The sequence below is a fragment of the Nonomuraea corallina genome (assembly GCF_027620315.1).
GTDB classification, from domain to species: Bacteria; Actinomycetota; Actinomycetes; order Streptosporangiales; family Streptosporangiaceae; genus Nonomuraea; species Nonomuraea corallina.
In genome coordinates, this window is the sequence record NZ_JAPNNL010000027.1 from 1 (window position 1) to 17,573 (window position 17,573).

The 17,573-nt window shown below is 70.3% G+C and carries 16 protein-coding genes and 1 pseudogene; 12 read left to right on the forward strand and 5 right to left on the reverse strand.

Annotated elements, in window-relative coordinates; translation table 11 throughout:
- A pseudogene (locus tag OUY22_RS09825) lies at positions 1-448 on the reverse strand (hypothetical protein); the annotation flags it as partial.
- 153 nt (positions 449-601) lie between these two features.
- Positions 602-1,135: a DUF5318 family protein gene (locus tag OUY22_RS09830; protein ID WP_333486647.1), complete on the reverse strand. Its 534-nt coding sequence runs from the start codon at positions 1,133-1,135 to the stop codon at positions 602-604.
- Between OUY22_RS09830 and OUY22_RS09835 the strand changes: the two genes are divergently transcribed.
- Positions 1,134-1,721 (forward strand): PadR family transcriptional regulator, encoded by a 588-nt coding sequence (locus tag OUY22_RS09835; RefSeq protein WP_270154524.1) that lies wholly within the window; start codon positions 1,134-1,136, stop codon positions 1,719-1,721. The genes OUY22_RS09830 and OUY22_RS09835 overlap by 2 nt on opposite strands.
- Positions 1,722-1,734: 13 nt before the next feature.
- A complete protein-coding gene (locus OUY22_RS09840; RefSeq protein ID WP_270154525.1) occupies positions 1,735-2,814 on the forward strand; it encodes an inositol-3-phosphate synthase in 1,080 nt (359 codons plus the stop codon).
- 39 nt (positions 2,815-2,853) lie between these two features.
- Here OUY22_RS09840 and idi read toward each other — a convergent pair whose 3' ends face one another.
- Entirely contained in the window at positions 2,854-3,450 is a 597-nt protein-coding gene (gene idi, locus OUY22_RS09845; protein WP_270154526.1) for an isopentenyl-diphosphate Delta-isomerase, read from the reverse strand.
- 106 nt (positions 3,451-3,556) lie between these two features.
- On the opposite strand from idi, the gene OUY22_RS09850 reads away from it, so the two are divergent.
- A complete protein-coding gene (locus tag OUY22_RS09850; protein WP_270154527.1) occupies positions 3,557-4,843 on the forward strand; it encodes an MFS transporter in 1,287 nt (428 codons plus the stop codon).
- Here the strand turns inward: OUY22_RS09850 and OUY22_RS09855 are convergent.
- Positions 4,833-6,236 (reverse strand): CCA tRNA nucleotidyltransferase, encoded by a 1,404-nt coding sequence (locus OUY22_RS09855; protein ID WP_270154528.1) that lies wholly within the window; start codon positions 6,234-6,236, stop codon positions 4,833-4,835. The two genes, OUY22_RS09850 and OUY22_RS09855, sit on opposite strands and share 11 nt — an antisense overlap.
- Before the next feature lie 147 nt (positions 6,237-6,383).
- Here OUY22_RS09855 and OUY22_RS09860 point away from each other — a divergent pair, with 147 nt between their 5' ends.
- The 8 genes from OUY22_RS09860 to trxA all read left to right on the forward strand — a co-directional run bounded on the left by OUY22_RS09860 (position 6,384) and on the right by trxA (position 15,292).
- Positions 6,384-6,908, forward strand: a complete 525-nt coding sequence (locus OUY22_RS09860) for an aminoacyl-tRNA deacylase (protein ID WP_270154529.1) — start codon at positions 6,384-6,386, stop codon at positions 6,906-6,908.
- Between the two features lie 47 nt (positions 6,909-6,955).
- A complete protein-coding gene (locus OUY22_RS09865) occupies positions 6,956-9,127 on the forward strand; it encodes a DUF6049 family protein (RefSeq protein WP_270154530.1) in 2,172 nt (723 codons plus the stop codon).
- Complete coding sequence (gene murJ, locus OUY22_RS09870; RefSeq protein ID WP_270154531.1) at positions 9,124-10,731, forward strand: murein biosynthesis integral membrane protein MurJ; 1,608 nt, start codon at positions 9,124-9,126, stop codon at positions 10,729-10,731. Before OUY22_RS09865 ends, murJ begins: the two co-directional genes overlap by 4 nt.
- A gap of 167 nt (positions 10,732-10,898) precedes the next feature.
- On the forward strand, positions 10,899-12,407 hold the full coding sequence (locus OUY22_RS09875) for a protein kinase family protein (RefSeq protein ID WP_270154532.1): 1,509 nt from the start codon (positions 10,899-10,901) through the stop codon (positions 12,405-12,407).
- Between the two features lie 14 nt (positions 12,408-12,421).
- Entirely contained in the window at positions 12,422-13,063 is a 642-nt protein-coding gene (gene sigM / locus OUY22_RS09880) for an RNA polymerase sigma factor SigM (RefSeq protein ID WP_270154533.1), read from the forward strand.
- The gene (locus OUY22_RS09885) at positions 13,053-13,907 is read left to right on the forward strand and encodes a zf-HC2 domain-containing protein (protein ID WP_270154534.1); all 855 of its coding nucleotides are present in this window, start codon (positions 13,053-13,055) and stop codon (positions 13,905-13,907) included. Before sigM ends, OUY22_RS09885 begins: the two co-directional genes overlap by 11 nt.
- Positions 13,908-14,032: 125 nt before the next feature.
- Positions 14,033-14,965, forward strand: a complete 933-nt coding sequence (gene trxB, locus OUY22_RS09890) for a thioredoxin-disulfide reductase (protein ID WP_270154535.1) — start codon at positions 14,033-14,035, stop codon at positions 14,963-14,965.
- A gap of 12 nt (positions 14,966-14,977) precedes the next feature.
- Complete coding sequence (gene trxA / locus OUY22_RS09895) at positions 14,978-15,292, forward strand: thioredoxin (protein WP_270154536.1); 315 nt, start codon at positions 14,978-14,980, stop codon at positions 15,290-15,292.
- Between the two features lie 138 nt (positions 15,293-15,430).
- On the opposite strand, the gene OUY22_RS09900 is transcribed toward trxA, so the two are convergent.
- Complete coding sequence (locus OUY22_RS09900; RefSeq protein WP_270154537.1) at positions 15,431-16,048, reverse strand: GNAT family N-acetyltransferase; 618 nt, start codon at positions 16,046-16,048, stop codon at positions 15,431-15,433.
- A gap of 268 nt (positions 16,049-16,316) precedes the next feature.
- On the opposite strand from OUY22_RS09900, the gene OUY22_RS09905 reads away from it, so the two are divergent.
- Positions 16,317-17,549, forward strand: coding sequence for an aminotransferase-like domain-containing protein (locus OUY22_RS09905; RefSeq protein ID WP_270154569.1), 1,233 nt, complete (start codon positions 16,317-16,319; stop codon positions 17,547-17,549).
- The last annotated feature ends 24 nt before the right edge of the window (positions 17,550-17,573 follow it).

Consider the following 17,573-nt stretch of genomic DNA (forward strand, 5'->3'; position numbering starts at 1 on the left):
CCCCGCCGCCGGACCCGCCGGACCTGCGGGAGCGGCGCGGCCCGTCGCTGACCACCGTCTCCTCGTTGCTGCGGACGCGGGTGTCCTGCTCGGAGGTGCGGCGCCGCGAGCCGGGCGCGCGCCTGCGCTGCCCAGGCTGGCCGGGCTGCCCAGGTTGGCCGGGCTGGCCTGGTTGATGGCCGGGCTGGGGGCCGGGTCGCGGGGCGGGCTGGCCGGGCTGGGTGCCCGGCTGAGGGCCGGGCTGCTGGAAGGGCCGCTGGCCGGGGCCGCCGGGCCCTACCGGATAGCCGCCGCGGGCGGGCGGCGCGGGACGCGGGTCGGAGGGCGGGTCGCCGTACTGCTGCGCGGCCATGGTGCCGGTCTGCTCGTAGGCGGCCTCGGGACGACGGGTGGGCGACTGCCCGCCCCAAGGGGCGTCGCCGGTTTGCGGCGGCGGCTCCTGGGGCACGGAACGAGTTGAGCCGGAGCGGCGGCGCCTTCCCGGGCGGGCCGTCCCTTCGTTGCTGCTGTAACTCACGCGTCCTCGCATCGTCGTCGGATATCACGGCGGATTGGGGCGTGACTCCTCGCCGTCCTCGGGTTGTGTCGTGCGGCCTGTCGTCTAGGTGGTCGTCCATGCGGGGCCGACGACGTCCGGCGGTCCGTTCCCGAGGACGAACGAGACCGTCAGGTGATTCCAGGAACAACCTTGGCAGACCTCGACCACGTAGACCCGGAACTCGTCGTAATCATGAGCCATCTCCGCCAGCTCCGCGGCGCCCTTTGCCCGACCGGCATGACGGCCGAGCGAGTCCCCGTAGACATAGGTCACGTTGGTGACGTTCCCCCGCTCGCACAGGGGGCAGAGGCGGTCGGTCGGCTCGCCGAAGTGGCGGGCCGCCCGGAGGAGGTACGGCTGTGCGTCGCAGACGTCGCCGGGCGAAGTCCGCCCGGCGCGCACGGAGTGAACTACCGCCCGCTTCGCGAGGCCGTAATCCACCACCCTTCGCTGTGACCACATGGGCGCCAGACTACGGCTTTTTTCCGATTGATCCCAACGACTTGGGGAAGTCCACGATTGCTTGATATAGCGACACGACGTATCCTCTGGATGTATCGGCTCGATACATCGACGCGAGAGGAGGGCGGTTCCCATGGCCGGCGGACAACGCAGGGTGCTGGAACTGGCCGTGCTCGGGTCGCTGCACGAGACGCCGCTTCATGGCTATGAGCTGCGCAAACGGCTCAACACCATACTCGGCATGTTCCGCGCTTTCTCCTACGGGTCGTTGTATCCGTGCCTGCGCTCGCTACTGGAGGAAGGGCTCATCGCCGAGGAGCAACCGGATCAGCCCACGATCGTGGGTGGCCGATCGAAGATCGTCTATAAGCTCACGGCGGAGGGCAAGGAGCGTCTGCAGGAGCTGCTGACGCAGGCAGGCCCGTCCGCCTGGGAAGACGAGAGCTTCGGCGTCCACTTCGCGTTCTTCCGCCACACCGAGGCCGAAGTCCGCCTGCGCATCCTCGAAGGCCGGCGCAGCCGCCTCGAGGAGCGCCTCGACAGCGTGCGCACCGCCCTGGCCCGCACCAGGGAGCGGCTCGACAGTTACACCCTCGAGCTCCAGCGGCACGGGCTCGAGTCCGTCGAGCGCGAGGTCCGCTGGCTCAATGAGCTGATCGCCACGGAGAGACGGGCCTCCCAGGAGGGCCCTGCAACAGATACCACGTCAAGCAATGAGTAAGGGAGCGAGTGCGATGGGTTCGGTTCGCGTGGCCATTGTCGGTGTCGGCAACTGCGCGGCGTCACTGGTCCAGGGCGTTCACTATTACAAGGACGCCGACCCGGCCGCGCGTGTGCCGGGCCTGATGCACGTGAAGTTCGGTGACTACCACGTAGGCGACGTGGAGTTCGTCGCGGCCTTCGACGTGGACGCCAAGAAGGTCGGGCGCGACCTCTCGGAGGCGATCGTCGCCAGCGAGAACAACACGATCAAGATCACCGATGTGCCCCCGACCGGGGTGATCGTCCAGCGCGGACACACCCACGACGGCCTGGGCGAGTACTACCGTGAGATCATCGAGGAGTCCGACGAGGCTCCGGCCGACGTGGTCCAGGTGCTCCGCGACAGCCAGGCCGACGTGCTCGTCTCCTACCTGCCGGTGGGGTCCGAGGACGCCGCCCGGTTCTACGCGCAGTGCGCGCTCGACGCCGGGGTGGCCTTCGTCAACGCGCTTCCGGTGTTCATCGCCTCCGACCCCGAGTGGGCCGAGAAGTTCACCGAGGCGGGCGTGCCGATCGTCGGCGACGACATCAAGTCGCAGGTCGGCGCCACCATCACGCACCGCGTCCTGGCCAAGCTGTTCGAGGACCGCGGGGTCGAGCTGCTGCGCACCTACCAGCTCAACTTCGGCGGCAACATGGACTTCATGAACATGCTGGAGCGCAAGCGCCTCCAGTCGAAGAAGATCTCCAAGACGCAGTCGGTGACCTCGCAGATCCCGCACGAGATGGCCAAGGCCGACGTGCACATCGGGCCGTCGGACCACGTGCCGTGGCTCGACGACCGCAAGTGGGCCTACGTCCGCCTCGAAGGCCGCTCCTTCGGCGACACCCCGCTCAACCTGGAGTACAAGCTGGAGGTGTGGGACTCGCCGAACTCGGCCGGCATCATCATCGACGCCGTCCGCGCGGCCAAGATCGCCCTGGACCGCGGCGTCGGGGGCCCGATCCTGAGCGCCTCCTCGTACTTCATGAAGTCGCCGCCCGTGCAGTACTCGGACGACGAGGCCCGCGAGCAGGTCGAGAAGTTCATCCGCGGCGAGATCGAGCGCTGAGCCCCGGCGTCGGCGGCGCCGCTGGTGCGGCGCCGCCCGCTAAGGGGCGTACGGCTGGCGCGCGGCGGGCGGCAGGTCCTCGACCGAGGCCGTCGGCCAGCGGAGCGGGTCCGGGCCGAGCTCCGACAGCTGCGGCACCTGCTCCCGGCACCACGGCGAGATGGAGATGAGTCCGCTGACCACGCCGTCGGCGAACTCCGGCCAGGCCATCCACCGCGTCTCCCCCACCTCGTCGGGGTTGGGGCTGGCGGAGCCGTCGACCAGCACCCGGTAGACGGGGCAGAGCTCGTGCTCGACGATGCCGTTGCCCATGACCGCGCGGTAGGAGAAGCGGGGCAGCACCAGGTCGGCGCGCTCGACGGTGAGGCCCAGCTCGAACGACAGCCGGCGGATGACCGCCTGGTCCAGCCGCTCGCCCGGCAGCGGATGGCCGCAGCAGCTGTTGGTCCACACCCCCGGCCAGGTCAGCTTGTGTCCGGCCCGCCTGGTCAGCAGCACGCGGCCCTCGCGGTCGAAGGCATAGCTGGAGAAGGCCAGGTGCAGCGGTGTCTCCGGGCCGTGCACGGACAGCTTGGGCGCGGTGCCGAGCGCGTGGCCGGAGCCGTCAACGAGTACCACGTGTTCCACAGTCGTCACGCTATGAAGCGTACGTGATCATGAGCGTCTCCTGAACCCCCGCGCTCACCCGAGGCGCCTGTCTCTCCGGTCTCCGCGCGTTTCCGCACGAGGTTAGGCTTGCGGCGTGTCTTTCGTCGCCGATCTGCGCGTGGTGCTCCAAGGGCGGGATTTCAGACGGCTCTTCGGCACCCGGCTGGTCTCCCAGTTCTCCGACGGGATCTTCCAGTTCGGCGTCGCCGGGTTCGCCTTCTTCAGCCCCGAGAGCCAGACGACCGCGCTCGCGGTCGCGGCGGGCCTGGCCGTGCTCCTGCTGCCCTACAGCATCCTGGGCCCGTTCGTGGGCGTCTTCATCGACCGGTGGTCGCGGCGGCAGATCCTGGTGATCGCGCCGCTGGTGCGCGGCGTGCTGCTGGTCGGCGCGGCGGCGCTGGTCGCGGCCGACGTGCCCGACGCGGTCTTCTACGTGGCCGCGCTGGCCGTGCTGGGCGTCAACCGGTTCTTCCTGGCGGCGCTCGGCGCCTCGCTGCCGCACGTGGTGCCGGCCGACCGGCTGATGGCCGCCAACGCGGTCACGCCGACGTCCGGCACCGTGGTGACGTTCGTCGGCGCGGGGGTGGGCTTCCTGCTGCGGGAGCTGTTCGGCGGCGGTGACACGGGGGTGGCGCTGCTGCTCGTCACCTCCGGCCTGGTGTTCGGGCTGAGTTCGCTGGTCGCGCGGACGATGGAGCGCTCGCTGCTCGGCCCGTCCGGCGACCCGGACCGGCCGCAGGCCCGCGAGGCGCTGCGCAACGTCGTGACCGGGCTCGTCGACGGCGCCCGCCACCTGGCGGGCCGGCCGATCGCCGCCGCGACGATGGGCGCGATGGCGGCCCACCGGTTCTTCTACGGCATGGCCACCGCGCTCGGCATCATCCTCTACCGCTACTACTTCACCGACGGCGATCCCGACGCGGCGCTGCGCGGCATCAGCCTGGTCGTGGCCACCTCCGGCGTCGGCTACTTCCTCGCCGTGATCATCACCCCGTACGCGACGGAGCGGTTCACCATCACCGGCTGGGTGCCGATCGCGCTGTCGTCGGCCGGCGTGCTCGCGGGCGTGCTGGTGGCGCCTTTCCAGGAGTGGGGGCTGCCGGCGGCCGGGTTCGTGCTCGGCCTGGCCGGGCAGAGCGTCAAGATCTGCGCCGACACGACCGTCCAGCGCGACGTCGCCGACGTCTATCTGGGCCGCGCGTTCTCCCTCTACGACATGCTCTTCAACGGCATGTACGTGCTGGCGGCGGCCCTGTCGGCGGCCATCCTGCCGCCCGACGGCAAGTCGTACGCGGCAGTAGTGATCATCACGGTGGGCTACCTGGCGAGCGGCCTGGCCTACCGGATGATCACTCGGTCCCGCGCGCCGGTCAGCCCGTGACCACGCCGTTGTCCCCGGCCCAGTCGAGGAGCGCCTCGGTGGCCGCTTCCTTGCCGATGACGCCCTTGTCGAGCCGCAGGTCGAGCAGGAACTTGTAGGCCCTGCCCACCACCGGGCCCGGGCCGACGCCGAGCACCCGCTGGATCTCGTTGCCGTCGAGCTCGGGGCGGATCTTGGCCAGCTCCTCCTCTTCGGCCAGCCGGGCGATGCGCTCCTCCAGCTGGTCGTAGGTGCGCGACAGGGCGGCCGCCTTGCGCTTGTTGCGCGTCGTGCAGTCGGCCCTGGTGAGCTTGTGGAGCCGGGTCAGCAGGTGGCCGGCGTCGCGCACGTAGCGGCGCACCGCGCTGTCGGTCCACTCGCCGGTGCCGTAGCCGTGGAAGCGCAGGTGGAGCTCCACCAGGCGGGACACGTCGGCCACCACGTCCTTGGGGAAGCGCAGCTCGCCCATCCGCTTCTTCGTCAGCTGGGCGCCCACGACCTCGTGGTGGTGGAACGACACCCGGCCGCCGGCCTCGTGGCGCCGGGTCTTGGGCTTGCCGATGTCGTGCATGAGCGCCGCCCAGCGCAGGATGCGGTCGGGCTGGGCGTCGTCCTCCTGGGCGATCGCCTGGTCGAGCACGGTCAGCGTGTGCTCGTAGACGTCCTTGTGCCGGTGGTGCTCGTCGATCTCCAGGCGCAGCTTGGGCAGCTCGGGCAGCACGTGCGCGGCCAGACCGGTGTCGACGAGCAGGCGCAGCCCGTCGCGCGGATGAGGGCCGCAGACGAGCTTGTCGAGCTCGTCGCGGATGCGCTCGGCGGAGACGATCTCGATGCGCTCGGCCATCTCGGTCATCGCGGTCACCGCCGCCTGGTCGACCGTGAAGCCGAGCTGCGAGGCGAACCTGGCGGCGCGGAGCATGCGCAGCGGGTCGTCGCCGAAGGAGCGCTCGGGCGGGCCGGGGGTGCGCAGCCGCTTGGCGGCCAGGTCGGCCAGCCCGCCGTAGGGGTCGACGAACTCGTGGGAGGGCAGCCGCACCGCCATCGCGTTGACCGCGAAGTCGCGGCGCTCCAGGTCGGCCTCCAGCGTCTCGCCGTACAGGACCTCGGGCTTGCGCGACTTGGGGTCGTAGCTCTCGCTGCGGTACGTGGTGATCTCGATCAGCCAGCCGCCCTTGCGCACGCCGACCGTGCCGAAGTCGATGCCGATGGTCCAGACGGAGTCGGCCCAGTCACGCACGAGGTCGAGCACCCGTTCAGGCCGCGCGTCGGTGGTCAGGTCAAGGTCCTTGCCGACCCGGCCGAGCAGGAGGTCGCGGACCGGGCCGCCGACGAGGGCGAGTTCGTGGCCGCCGTCGGCGAACAGACGGCCGAGCTCGTCGGCCACAGGGGCGATCTTGCGGAACAGGTCTCGCATGGCCCGCTGCTGAGTTTCGGTCAGATTTGAGTCGGACAAGCTGGGTAGGTCCTTCGAATCGGAACATATCCCCCGAGCCACACCGGGGCCGGGTTACCTTCGGTCTGGGGACCGACGGCGCGATGGAACGAGGCAAGGAGGTCTTTCATGAAGGACGCCCTCGCGATCCACCGCTGGCTCCTCGCACACCAGGTCCACCATGAGATCGTACGCCTTCCGCGCCCCATCACTTGCGCGGACGAGCTTCCCGCGACGATCTCCGCCGCGCCCGAGAGGTGCGTGACGGTCACGGTGTTCGAGGTCGCACCGAGGATAGGGCGCCCGTTCGTCGTCGCCGTCGTCCACTCGCTCGCCGCACCGCCACGCCCGGGAGCCGTCGGAGGGCTGCTCGGCGTCCGCACCGTGCGCCACGCACCAGCCCACCTCGTCAACGAGGCCACCGACTACGCCGCCGGGCTGGTCGGGCCGCTGCTGCTGCCGGAAGAGCTGCCGGTGTTCATCGACGACCGGCTCAGCGCCGACACCGATCCGATCTTCTCCGCCATCGGCGAGCGCCACGCGGTGCTCACCATGCGGGCCCTGGACCTGCTGACACTCCTGTCGGGCAAGACCGTCGACCTTCGCGCGCCGGGCCCCCACGCGGGCCTGGAGGCGGTCGCGCAGGGGCACTGAACCCGTACCATTGCGGGCGTGCGTCGTACTCCAGCCCGGGCCGAAGCGTGATCCGAAGGACCACGCTGCTCGCCGTGCTCTCGGCAGCGCTGCTCGCCCCGATCACGGTGGCGGCGGCGCCGGGCCCGGCTGCCGCGATCACCAGCAGCGCGATCACCAGCAGCGCGATCACCAGCAGGCAGGGCGTCGAGCTGGCCCTCACGTCCGTGACCCCGGACTACGCCACCGAACGGGCGACCGAGATCAAGGTCACCGGCACGGTCCGCAACAGCGGCTCCGCGCCGCTGCCGGGCCTGCGGGTCAGGGTGCGCTACTCCCCCCAGCGCTTCACCGACCGGGCCGCGCTCAGCACCTTCGCCGGTGACACCACGACCGTCACGCAGCCGCCCAACGTCTCCACCCAGTCGAGCATGGTCATCCCCGAGCTGGCCGCCAACTCCTCCGTCGAGTTCGAGCTGACGATGACGCCCGCGCAGTTCGGCCTGACCGCGTTCGGCGCCTACCCGCTCGCCGTCGAGGTGGTCCAGTGGGACGCCGCCCAGCTCGCCTCCCAGCGCACCTTCCTCACGTACGCGCCCGCGACCGCCCAGCCGCGGCCGGTGCGCAACCGGCTGTCGTTCGTGCTGCCCGTGATCGACCAGCCGCGCCGGGCCGACGACGGCACGTTCGTGGACGAGAAGCTGATCGCCGAGCTCACCGGCAAGGGCCGGCTGGCCGACCTCGCCCGCATCGCCGAGACCGCCCCCGCGAACGTCACCTGGGTCGTCGACCCGGCGCTCTTCGACGACGTCCAGGCCATGACCAAGCCGTTCCGGGTCAAGAAGGACGACGACATCGACCAGCGGCCCGCCGAGCCCGCCGCGGGCCAGTGGCTCACCTCAATGCGCGCGGCGCTGGCCGACAACGCCGTCATCGCCACCCCGTACGCCGACCCCGACGTGACCGCGCTGGCCCACCGGGGCCTCGACCGGCAGCCGGCCCGCGCGCTGGAGCTGGCCCGGCAGAAGGCCACGCTGATCAAGAACGACGTGGTGACGTCGACCTACTGGCCGGTCGGCGGCGTGATCGACGCCGACGCGCTCGACCTGCTCGCCGTCGGCACGCCCGGCGGCGCCCGGATCGACAAGGTGCTGCTCGATCCGGCGGCGCTGCCGACGGCGCAGGATTCCTCCGCCGCCGCCGCCGCGACCACGCTCGCCGGCACCCCCGACGCCGCGGCCACCCTCGACACCGTCATGGGCCCCGTCACCGCGCTGGTGGCCGACGCCGAGCTGAGCCGCCTCCTCGAACCCGCCGCCGGCACGCGCGGCGCGACCCTGCTGAGCAGGCAGCGGTTCGTCGCCGAGACCGCGACGCTCGCCGCCGAGCCCGGCCAGACCCGGGCGCGGTCCCTGGTCGTGGCCCCGTCCCGGCGCTGGAACCCCAGCCCGACAGTCGTCTCGACGCTGCTGAAGACCGCCGGCAGGCTGCCGTGGCTGTCGCTCACCCCCCTCGACTCGATCAAGGTGTCCGCCACGCCGGCGCAGCGCGCCGGGCTCACCTACTCCGACAAGGACCGCAAGCAGGAGCTCAGCGGCAAGTACCTCGCCCCGGTCCAGGAGGTCGCCGCGCAGGCGGAGCTGACCGCCCTGATCACCGGCCAGAGCCAGTCGTCCTTCGACGCCGCGGTGCTCAGGCTCACCTCCTCCGCCTGGCGAGGCAGCGCCAAGGTCGGCCGCGCCGTCATCAAGCAGGTCGGCGACGCGGTCGAGGACCGGACCAGGCTGGTGTCGATCACCGGCGCCGGCCCCGACCAGCCGCGCACCCTCGCGGGCAGCGAGGGCGAGGTCCCGATCAGCGTCAAGAACGAGCTCGACGTCCCCGTCTCGCTGCACGTCACGGCCCGGTCCGACGACCCCGACCTGCTCGAGTCCGAGTTCCGGCAGCCGCTGCACATCAACGGCGAGCAGAGCGGCACCGTCCAGATCCCCATGACCGTGACCTCCTCCAGCGGCGGCGACGCCACGGTGACCGTCCAGCTCATGACCGCCGACGGCCGGCCCTACGGCGACCCGGTCAAGCTGATCGTGCGCACCACCGGCTACACCGGCATCGCGCTGGTCATCGTGGGATGCGCGCTGACCGTCATGCTGGCGGCGGTGGTGACGCGGATACTCCGGCGCAGGTCGCAACGGCGCGGCGCACGGGCAGCCAGGACTCGGGAGAGTGAGACCGCATGAGCCGCTTGCTGCGGGCCAGCGCCATCATGGCCGCCGGCACGATGGTGTCCCGCGTGACCGGGTTCATCCGGACCATGGTGCTGGCCTACGCCATCGGCACGGCCTTCCTCGGCGACGCCTACAACGCGGCCTACGCCATCCCCTACAGCATCCTCGACCTGCTGCTGCTCGGCGTGCTCAGCAGCGTCGTGGTGCCGATGATCGTCAGAGCCCAGCAGCAGGACCCCGACGGCGGCCGCGCCTACGAGCAGCGGCTGCTGACGTTCGCCACCATCGTGCTCATCGTGGTGGCCGCGCTGGCCGTGCTGGCCGCCCCCCTGCTCATCGACCTCTACACCGACTGGGACCGCGGTGAGAGGAAGTTCGAGGTGGCGGTGCGGCTGGCCCAGTTCATCCTGCCGCAGCTCGCCTTCTTCGGCATCGGCGCGGTGGCGGGGGCGATCCTCAACACCCGCGACCGGTTCGCCGCCCCGATGTGGGCCCCGGTGGTCAACAACCTGGTCGTCATCTGCGTCCTGATCGCCTACGCCATCGTCGTCACCGACGGCTCCGACCTCAACAGCGTCAGCAACGGCGAACTGGCCCTGCTCGGCCTCGGCACCACGGCCGGCATCGTGGCCCAGGCCACCGTGCTGGTGATCGCGCTCAAGCGGGCCGGGTTCCGCTTCGTCGCCCGTTTCGACCTGCGCAACGCCCGGCTCGGCGAGATGGCCAGGGCCGGGGTCTGGACGATCGGCTACGTGGTGGTCACCCAGCTCGGGTTCATGCTCACCACCAACCTCTCCAGCGCCGCCGGCGACGCGGTCGCCGGCCACGGCATCTCCCCGTACACCCTGGCGTTCCAGCTCTTCCAGCTCCCGTACGGGGTCGTCGGCGTCTCGGTGATCACCGCGATGCTGCCCCGGATGAGCCGGGCCGTGGCCGAAGGGCGCTTCGCGGAGGTCCGCACGGAGTTCGGCTCCGGCGTGCGGCTCATCGGCGCGGTGATGGTGCCGGTGTCGCTGCTGCTCATGGTGCTCGGACCGGCGATCACCGTGCCGCTGTACGGTCACGGCGCCAACACCGTGGCCAACGCCATCTACATCGGCAACGTGCTGCAGGTCTACGGGCTCGCGCTGGTGCCGTTCGCGGTCTTCCAGATGCTGCTGCGGGTCTTCTACAGCTTCGGCGACACCCGTACCCCCGTCTTCGTCGGCGCCGGCACCACCGCGGTCAACGCCGCCTTGATGGTGCTGTTCTACAGCCTGCTGCCGGCCCGCTACGCGGTCATGGGGCTGGCGCTGGCCTACGCGATCGCGTACGGGCTCGGCGCGATCGCGGCCTGGATGCTGGCCAGCCGCAGGGTCGGCGGGCTGGGCGGCTGGCAGATCGGCATGGCGATGACCAAGATGTACCTCGCCGCGCTGCCCACCGCGGCGCTCGCCCTGGCCTCGGTGTGGGCGGTGCAGGAGGTCTTCGGCGGGCTCGGCTTCCTCAATTCGATGATCATTTTGACCGTGGGAGGCGGGCTGGGGATGCTCCTGTATCTGTGGATTGCCCACCGGGTTCGCATTCCCGAGGTCAGCTCGGTCGTTGGGATGGTCGCCGGGCGGGTACGCCGCTAAAGAGCGGGGGGAGCAACCTTCCCGGGCACTAGCATGGTGCCGACACGCGCGAATGGAAGCAGGAGGGGCGTGGGCGGATCCATCCGGCATAGCGTGCCTGCGCATCACACCGCCACGCAGGCGTGGAGAGTCGTGACCAGGGATGATCGGGCCAGCGGGGTGAGCCAGTGAGCACATCGGCAGTCGAGCCCGGCACCCGCCTCGCCCAGCGGTTCCGGCTGGAGGACCGGGTCAGCGAGTCCGACGGCGCCACCTACTGGAAGGCCATCGACGAGATCCTCGCCCGTCCCGTCGCGGTGCTGACCTTCTCGCCCGACTTCCCGCGCGTCCACGAGGTCGTCACCGCCGCCCGCGCCGCCAGCAGGCTCACCGACCCCCGCATCACCCAGGTCTTCGACGCCGCGGAGGACTCCGAGCACTCCTACGTCGTCAGCGAGTGGGTCACCGGCGACACCCTGTCCGACCTGCTGTCCTCCGGTCCGCTGGAGCCGGAGCGGGCCGCCGGGCTGGTCGCCGAGGCCGCCGAGGCGCTCGCCCACGCGCACGAGGCCGACCTCTACCACCTGTGCCTGCGTCCCGGAAACCTGGTGTGGACCACCGGCAACACGGTCAAGGTGCTGGGCGTGGCGGTCGACGCCGCCCTCTACGGGCTGACCACCGACCAGCCCGCGCTGGACGACGCCGAGGGCCTCGGCCGCCTGCTCTACGCGGGGCTGACCGGCCACTGGCCGGGCGACGAGGAAGAGGGCACGCTCCCGGCCGCGCCGATGACCGACGGCCACTTCTGCACCCCCCGTCAGGTGACCGCGGGGGTGCCCGGTTATCTCGATACGGTCACGATCCGGGCCTGCCTGCCCGAGTCGCGCAAGGGCCAGGGCTCGCTCTCCAGCCCCGCCCAGGTCGCCGAGGCGCTCGCCGGCGTGGCCAGGCCGATGCCGATCTCGATCCCGTACCCTTCCTCCCCGCCGTCCGTGACGTCGGCCTCCCCGAGCGAGGGCCTCGACACCGAGCGGCGCCGGCCCCCGCTGCCGCAGCCGGCGCCGCAGGTCATGACGCAGGGCGGCGGCGGCAACCTGCTCAACCGGGTGCTGATGACCGTCGTGGTGCTCCTGGTGATCGTCGCGGTCGGCGTCGGCGCCTGGACGATCGGCCGGAGCCTGGGCAGCCCCGACGACCGGGAGGCGCAGCCGTCCCCGACCGCCGCCGTCAGCCAGTCCCCCGCCCAGTCGCAGGAGGTCAAGCCGGAGGAGGCGACCGGGTTCGACCCGCTCGGCGACAAGGAGGAGAAGGCCGAGCTGGCGGCGCTCACCATCGACGGCAAGCCGAGCACGTTCTGGAAGACCGACAACTACAACAGCGCCGAGCTCGGCAACCTCAAGGACGGGGTGGGCCTGCTTGTCGATCTGGGCAAGTCCATGCAGATCAGCGACGTGGTGGCTACGCTGGGCGAGACGCCGGGCGCCAACGTCGAGCTGAGGGTGGGCGACGAGGCCGACCTGTCGTCGTTGAAGACCGTCGCCAAGGCGAAGGACGCCTCCGGCAAGACGACCTTCAAGCCGGAACAGACGGCGAGCGGCCAGTACGTTTTGATCTGGTTTACCCGACTCCCGGCAGACGCGGGCAAGTTTCATGGCACCATCTATGAAGTAGTGGTGCACTCTCCAGGATCGGCTTAACCAGGACCCCTCTTGTGAACTCCCCACCCGAGACTCCGTCTCCAGCGGATCGTCCCGGCGACGCGGTCAGCGACGCCGGTCTGCTGACCGCGCACATCCAGGGAGATCCTCACGCCTTCAGCGAGATCGTCAAGAGACACCGCGACCGGATGTGGGCCGTCGCGCTGCGCACGCTCGGCGACCCCGACGAGGCCGCCGACGCCGTGCAGGACGCCTTCGTCTCCGCCTACCGCAAGGCCGGCTCGTTCCGCGGCGAGGCCGCCGTCACCACCTGGCTGCACCGCATCGTGGTCAACGCCTGCCTCGACCGGATGCGCCGCAAGTCCGTGCGCCCGGTGGCGGACGACGAGCTCATCGAGGCCGCGGAGCGCGACACCCACCTGCCCGACCAGACGCTGGAGCGCGAGGTCTCGATGGAGGTCTCGGCCGCGCTCAAGCTGCTCCCCGCCGATCAGCGGGCCGCGCTCGTGCTGGTCGACATGATGGGCTACTCCGTCGAAGACGCAGCTCAGGTGCTCCAGGTGCCCAGTGGGACGGTGAAGAGCAGGTGCGCCAGGGGCCGCGCGAAACTTGCCCCGATTCTTTCGCATCTGCGGAACCGATCTGACTTGAGTCGCGTCTCATCCGCGAAGGGAGCAGAACTTCGTGACGGGTGATACGCACTACGATCTGGACGCCCTCGCCGATTTCGCCGAGGGTCTCCTGGACGTCGACAGAGCCGACCGGATCCGCGACCATCTCGCGGTGTGCCCCTCATGCGGGGAGCTGCTGGCGGATCTGGCGGCGGTTCGCGAGGTGCTCGCGGCGACCCCCACCCCGGCCATGCCGATGGGTGTCGCACTACGCATCGACAAGGCGCTGGCCGCCGAGGCGGAGTCGCGGCGCGGCGGGATCGGCCTGGCCGAGGAGCCGGACTGGGACGAGCTCATGCGCGACGCGCCATGGGAGCGGCAGGAGCCGGTTCGCCTCGGGGTCGTCTCCGACGACGGCACCGTCCTCCCGGCGCGGACGCGCACGGTCCGGCGGCGCCGGTGGGCCATGCCCGCGGTGGCCGCGGCGGCCGCGGCCGCGGTGGTGGGCACCGCGGTGGTGACGACGAGCCTGCTGGCCTCCGGCGGCGGCGAGCCGGCCGCCCGGCAGCCGGAGCTCGCGGCGTCGAGCCAGCCGTCCCGGCAGGAGACGCGGGCCAGGGCCTACGCGCTCACCGACAGCGGCCACAACTACAGCGACCAGGAGCTGCGCCAGGCGCTCGGCGACTTCCTCGCACCGGCCCCGATCGTCGGCGGCGACTCCGGCGGCAACCAGGTCGACCACTGCGTGAGCAAGGTGTCCAGCCGCGCCAAGCTGGAGGTCTTCGCCGTCGACCAGGGCCACTACAACGGCCAGGAGGCCATCGTCATGGCGTCCTGGAAGAACAAGGAGGCCAAGCGGCTGCGCATCGACGTCGTCGATCCGTTCAACTGCAAGAACCTGCGCAAGCCCGCTCTGGGCCGCTGGTAGCTCCGTGACCTCGAAAGAGCCCGCTTCGGCGGGCTCTTTCGCGTGTGCGCCCGAAGGCCGGGAATGGCGACGGCTTAGGATCTGTTGAGGCGAACGGCACCATCAGACAGAGAGGCGTGGGAGCGTTGAACGACGTTCGGAACGTGATCATCATTGGATCCGGCCCCGCCGGCTACACCGCGGCCGTCTACTCCGCACGCGCCGAACTCAAGCCTCTGCTTTTCGAGGGCTCCGTGACCGCCGGTGGCGCGCTCATGAACACCACCGACGTGGAGAACTTCCCCGGTTTCCCCGACGGCATCATGGGCCCCGACCTGATGGGCAACCTGCGCAAGCAGGCCGAGCGGTTCGGCGCCGAGCTGATCGCCGACGACGTGGTGGAGGTCGACCTCAAGGCCGACCCCAAGGTCATCAAGACCTACGACAAGACGTACTACGCCAAGTCGGTCATCCTCGCGATGGGCTCCGGCTACCGGGAGCTCGGCCTGGAGAACGAGAAGCGGCTGTCCGGCCGTGGCGTCTCCTGGTGCGCGACCTGTGACGGCTTCTTCTTCCGCAACAAGGACATCGTGGTCGTGGGCGGCGGTGACACCGCGATGGAGGAGGCGACGTTCCTGACCCGGTTCGGCCGCATGGTGACCGTGGTGCACCGCCGCGACCAGCTGCGCGCCAGCAAGATCATGCAGGACCGGGCGTTCGCCAACGACAAGATCCGCTTCGTCTGGGACAGCGAGGTCGTCGACGTCCTCGGCGACACCAAGGTGGAGGCCGTCAAGCTGCGCAACATCAAGACCGGCGAGGAGTCCGAGCTGGCCACCGACGCGCTGTTCCTGGCGATCGGCCACGACCCGCGCACCGAGCTGGTCAAGGGCCAGGTCGAGCTGGACGAGAACGGCTACATCAAGGTCGCCCACCCCGGCACCGCCACCAACATCGACGGCGTGTTCGCCGCGGGCGACGTCGTCGACCACATCTACCGCCAGGCGATCACCGCGGCGGGCACCGGCTGCTCGGCGTCGCTCGACTCCGAGCGCTGGCTCGCCTCAAACGAGAAGTAAGGGAGCGCATCCGTGAAGGCAGTTACCGACGCCACGTTCGAAGCCGAGGTCCTCAAGAGCGACAAGCCCGTTCTGGTCGACTTCTGGGCCGAGTGGTGCGGCCCGTGCCGGCAGGTCGCGCCCATCCTCCAGGAGATCGCCAACGAGCACGGCGACAAGCTGGAGATCGTCAAGCTCAACATCGACGAGAACCCCGAGGTGCCCCGCCAGGCGGGCGTCCTCCAGATCCCGACGATGAACGTCTACAAGGGCGGCGAGCTCGTCAAGCAGATCATCGGCGCCAAGCCGAAGGCCATGCTGCTCCGGGAGCTCGACGGCATCATCTAGGCCCCGTCCGCCGCGAGCCCTCCGCCCTCCGGGGTGGAGGGCTCGCGCGTTTCACGGCTCGCCGCGTCCGTCGCGGCCAGGTCCCGGCCGGGTGGCCGCTGGAGGGCTCTGAAGACCCTCTGGAAGGGGCGTACGGGGTCAGACGGGGCGGAGGGCGCGTTCGGGGCTCATGGAGCCCAGGAGCCGCTCCAGGGCGACCTCCACGTCCTCCCGCCAGGAGACGGCGGTCTTGAGTTCCAGCCGCAATCTGGGAAACCGCAAATGCGGACGAACCGTCTTAAAGCCCACGGAAAGCAAATATTCAGCGGGAACTACGCAACTAGGTTCTTCCCACTTAAGGTCCCCGAACGCCTCGATGGCTTTCACGCCGCGACGCGTGAGGTCTTTGGCGACGCCCTGGATGAGCATCCGGCCCAGCCCGCCGCCGGAGAATTCGGACACGATGTGCGCCGTCATCAGCAGCACGGCGTCGGCGCTCACCGGCGAGGTGGGAAAGGCCACCGAACGCGGGCTGTAGAGCGGAGGGCTGTAGAGGACGAACCCCGCGGGCACCCCGTCGACATAGACGATCTTCCCGCAGCTGCCCCATTCGAGGAGCGTGCCGGAGATCCAGGCTTCCTTCTCCAGCCCGGGGTCGCCCGACATCACCGCCCGCTCGCCGCTGACGGGGTCGAGCTCCCAGAAAACGCACTGACGGCAGCGCCTGGGAAGATCTTCCAGATTGTCCAGGGTGATATTGACCAGCCGACGCGACACCTACGGCCCCAATCGTAGACCCGGAAAAGCGCGGGAAAACCGCGTCCCCAGCTGGCATCGTAGCCCAGGGACAGTGCCACAAGCGGATATCACGGCCGTCTGGCCCCGTCACGGGCGACATGTCCGACTGGCGTAATCTGGAGTCTCGGATCGATATACACCTAGGAGGTGGGCCGTGACAGCAGAGCAGGATCACGGTCAGACGCCCGCGACCCAAGGGTCGCGGATCGACGCCTACGTCGACCGGTACGCGGCGCGAGCTACCGGGATGGTCGCCTCCGAGATCCGAGCTCTCTTCGCCGTCGCGTCGAGGCCCGAGGTGGTCTCGCTCGCCGGCGGCATGCCGTACGTCACGGCGCTTCCCCTCGACATGGTCGGCGAGCTGGTCTCGGATCTCGTGACCAGACGCGGGCCCGTCGCGCTCCAGTACGGCTCCGGCCAGGGCGACCCGCATCTGCGTGAGCAGATCTGCGAGGTCATGGCGCTGGAAGGGATCCAGGCGGGCGGCAACGACGTCGTCGTCACCGTCGGCTCGCAGCAGGCACTCGACCTGATCACGCGGATCTTCATCGACCCGGGCGATGTGATCCTGGCAGAGGGACCCTCGTACGTGGGCGCCCTCGGCACCTTTGCCGCATACGAGGCCAAAGTGGTGCATATCGCCATGGATGATCAGGGCATCGTGCCCGAATCCCTCGCCCAGACCATCTACGCCCTGGAAACGGCGGGAGCTCCGATCAAGTTCCTGTACACGATCCCGACCTTCCACAACCCCGGCGGCGTCACGCTCAACGCGGCCAGGCGGCAGCAGGTGCTCGACATCTGCCAGCGCGCCGGAGTGCTCATCGTCGAGGACAACCCGTACGGACTCCTCGGCTTCGACGGCGAGCCGATGCGCGCGCTGCGCGCGGACAACCCGGACGGCGTGGTCTACCTGGGGTCGTTCTCCAAGACGCTCGCCCCGGGCTTCCGCGTCGGCTGGGCCCTCGCGCCCCACGCCATCCGCGACAAGCTCGTGCTGGCCATGGAGTCGGCCGTGCTGTCGCACTCGTCGTTCACCCAGCTGGCCGTCGGCCAGTACCTCACCACGCAGCCGTGGCGCGAGCAGATCAAGACGTTCAAGGAGCTCTACCGCGAGCGCCGCGACGCCATGCTCGACGCCCTCGCATCCCTGATGCCGCCCGAGGTCACCTGGACGCGGCCCGCAGGCGGGTTCTTCGTCTGGGCCACCCTCCCTGAAGGGCTCGACTCCAAGGCGATCCTGCCCCGGGCGGTGGCCGAACGGGTGGCGTTCGTGCCCGGCACCGGATTCTTCGCCGACGGCAGCGGCTCGCGGCACATGCGGCTGTCGTTCTGCTACCCGGAGCCCGACCGCATCCGCGAGGGCGTCCGCCGCCTGGCGGGCGTCATCGAGCAGGAGATGCAACTGCGCGACATGTTCGGCACCGGCTCCACGCGCGGCCACGCCGGCGTCGACACCCCGGGTCCGGACCTGGCCTGACGCCTCCGACAGGGCCGAGGTCTC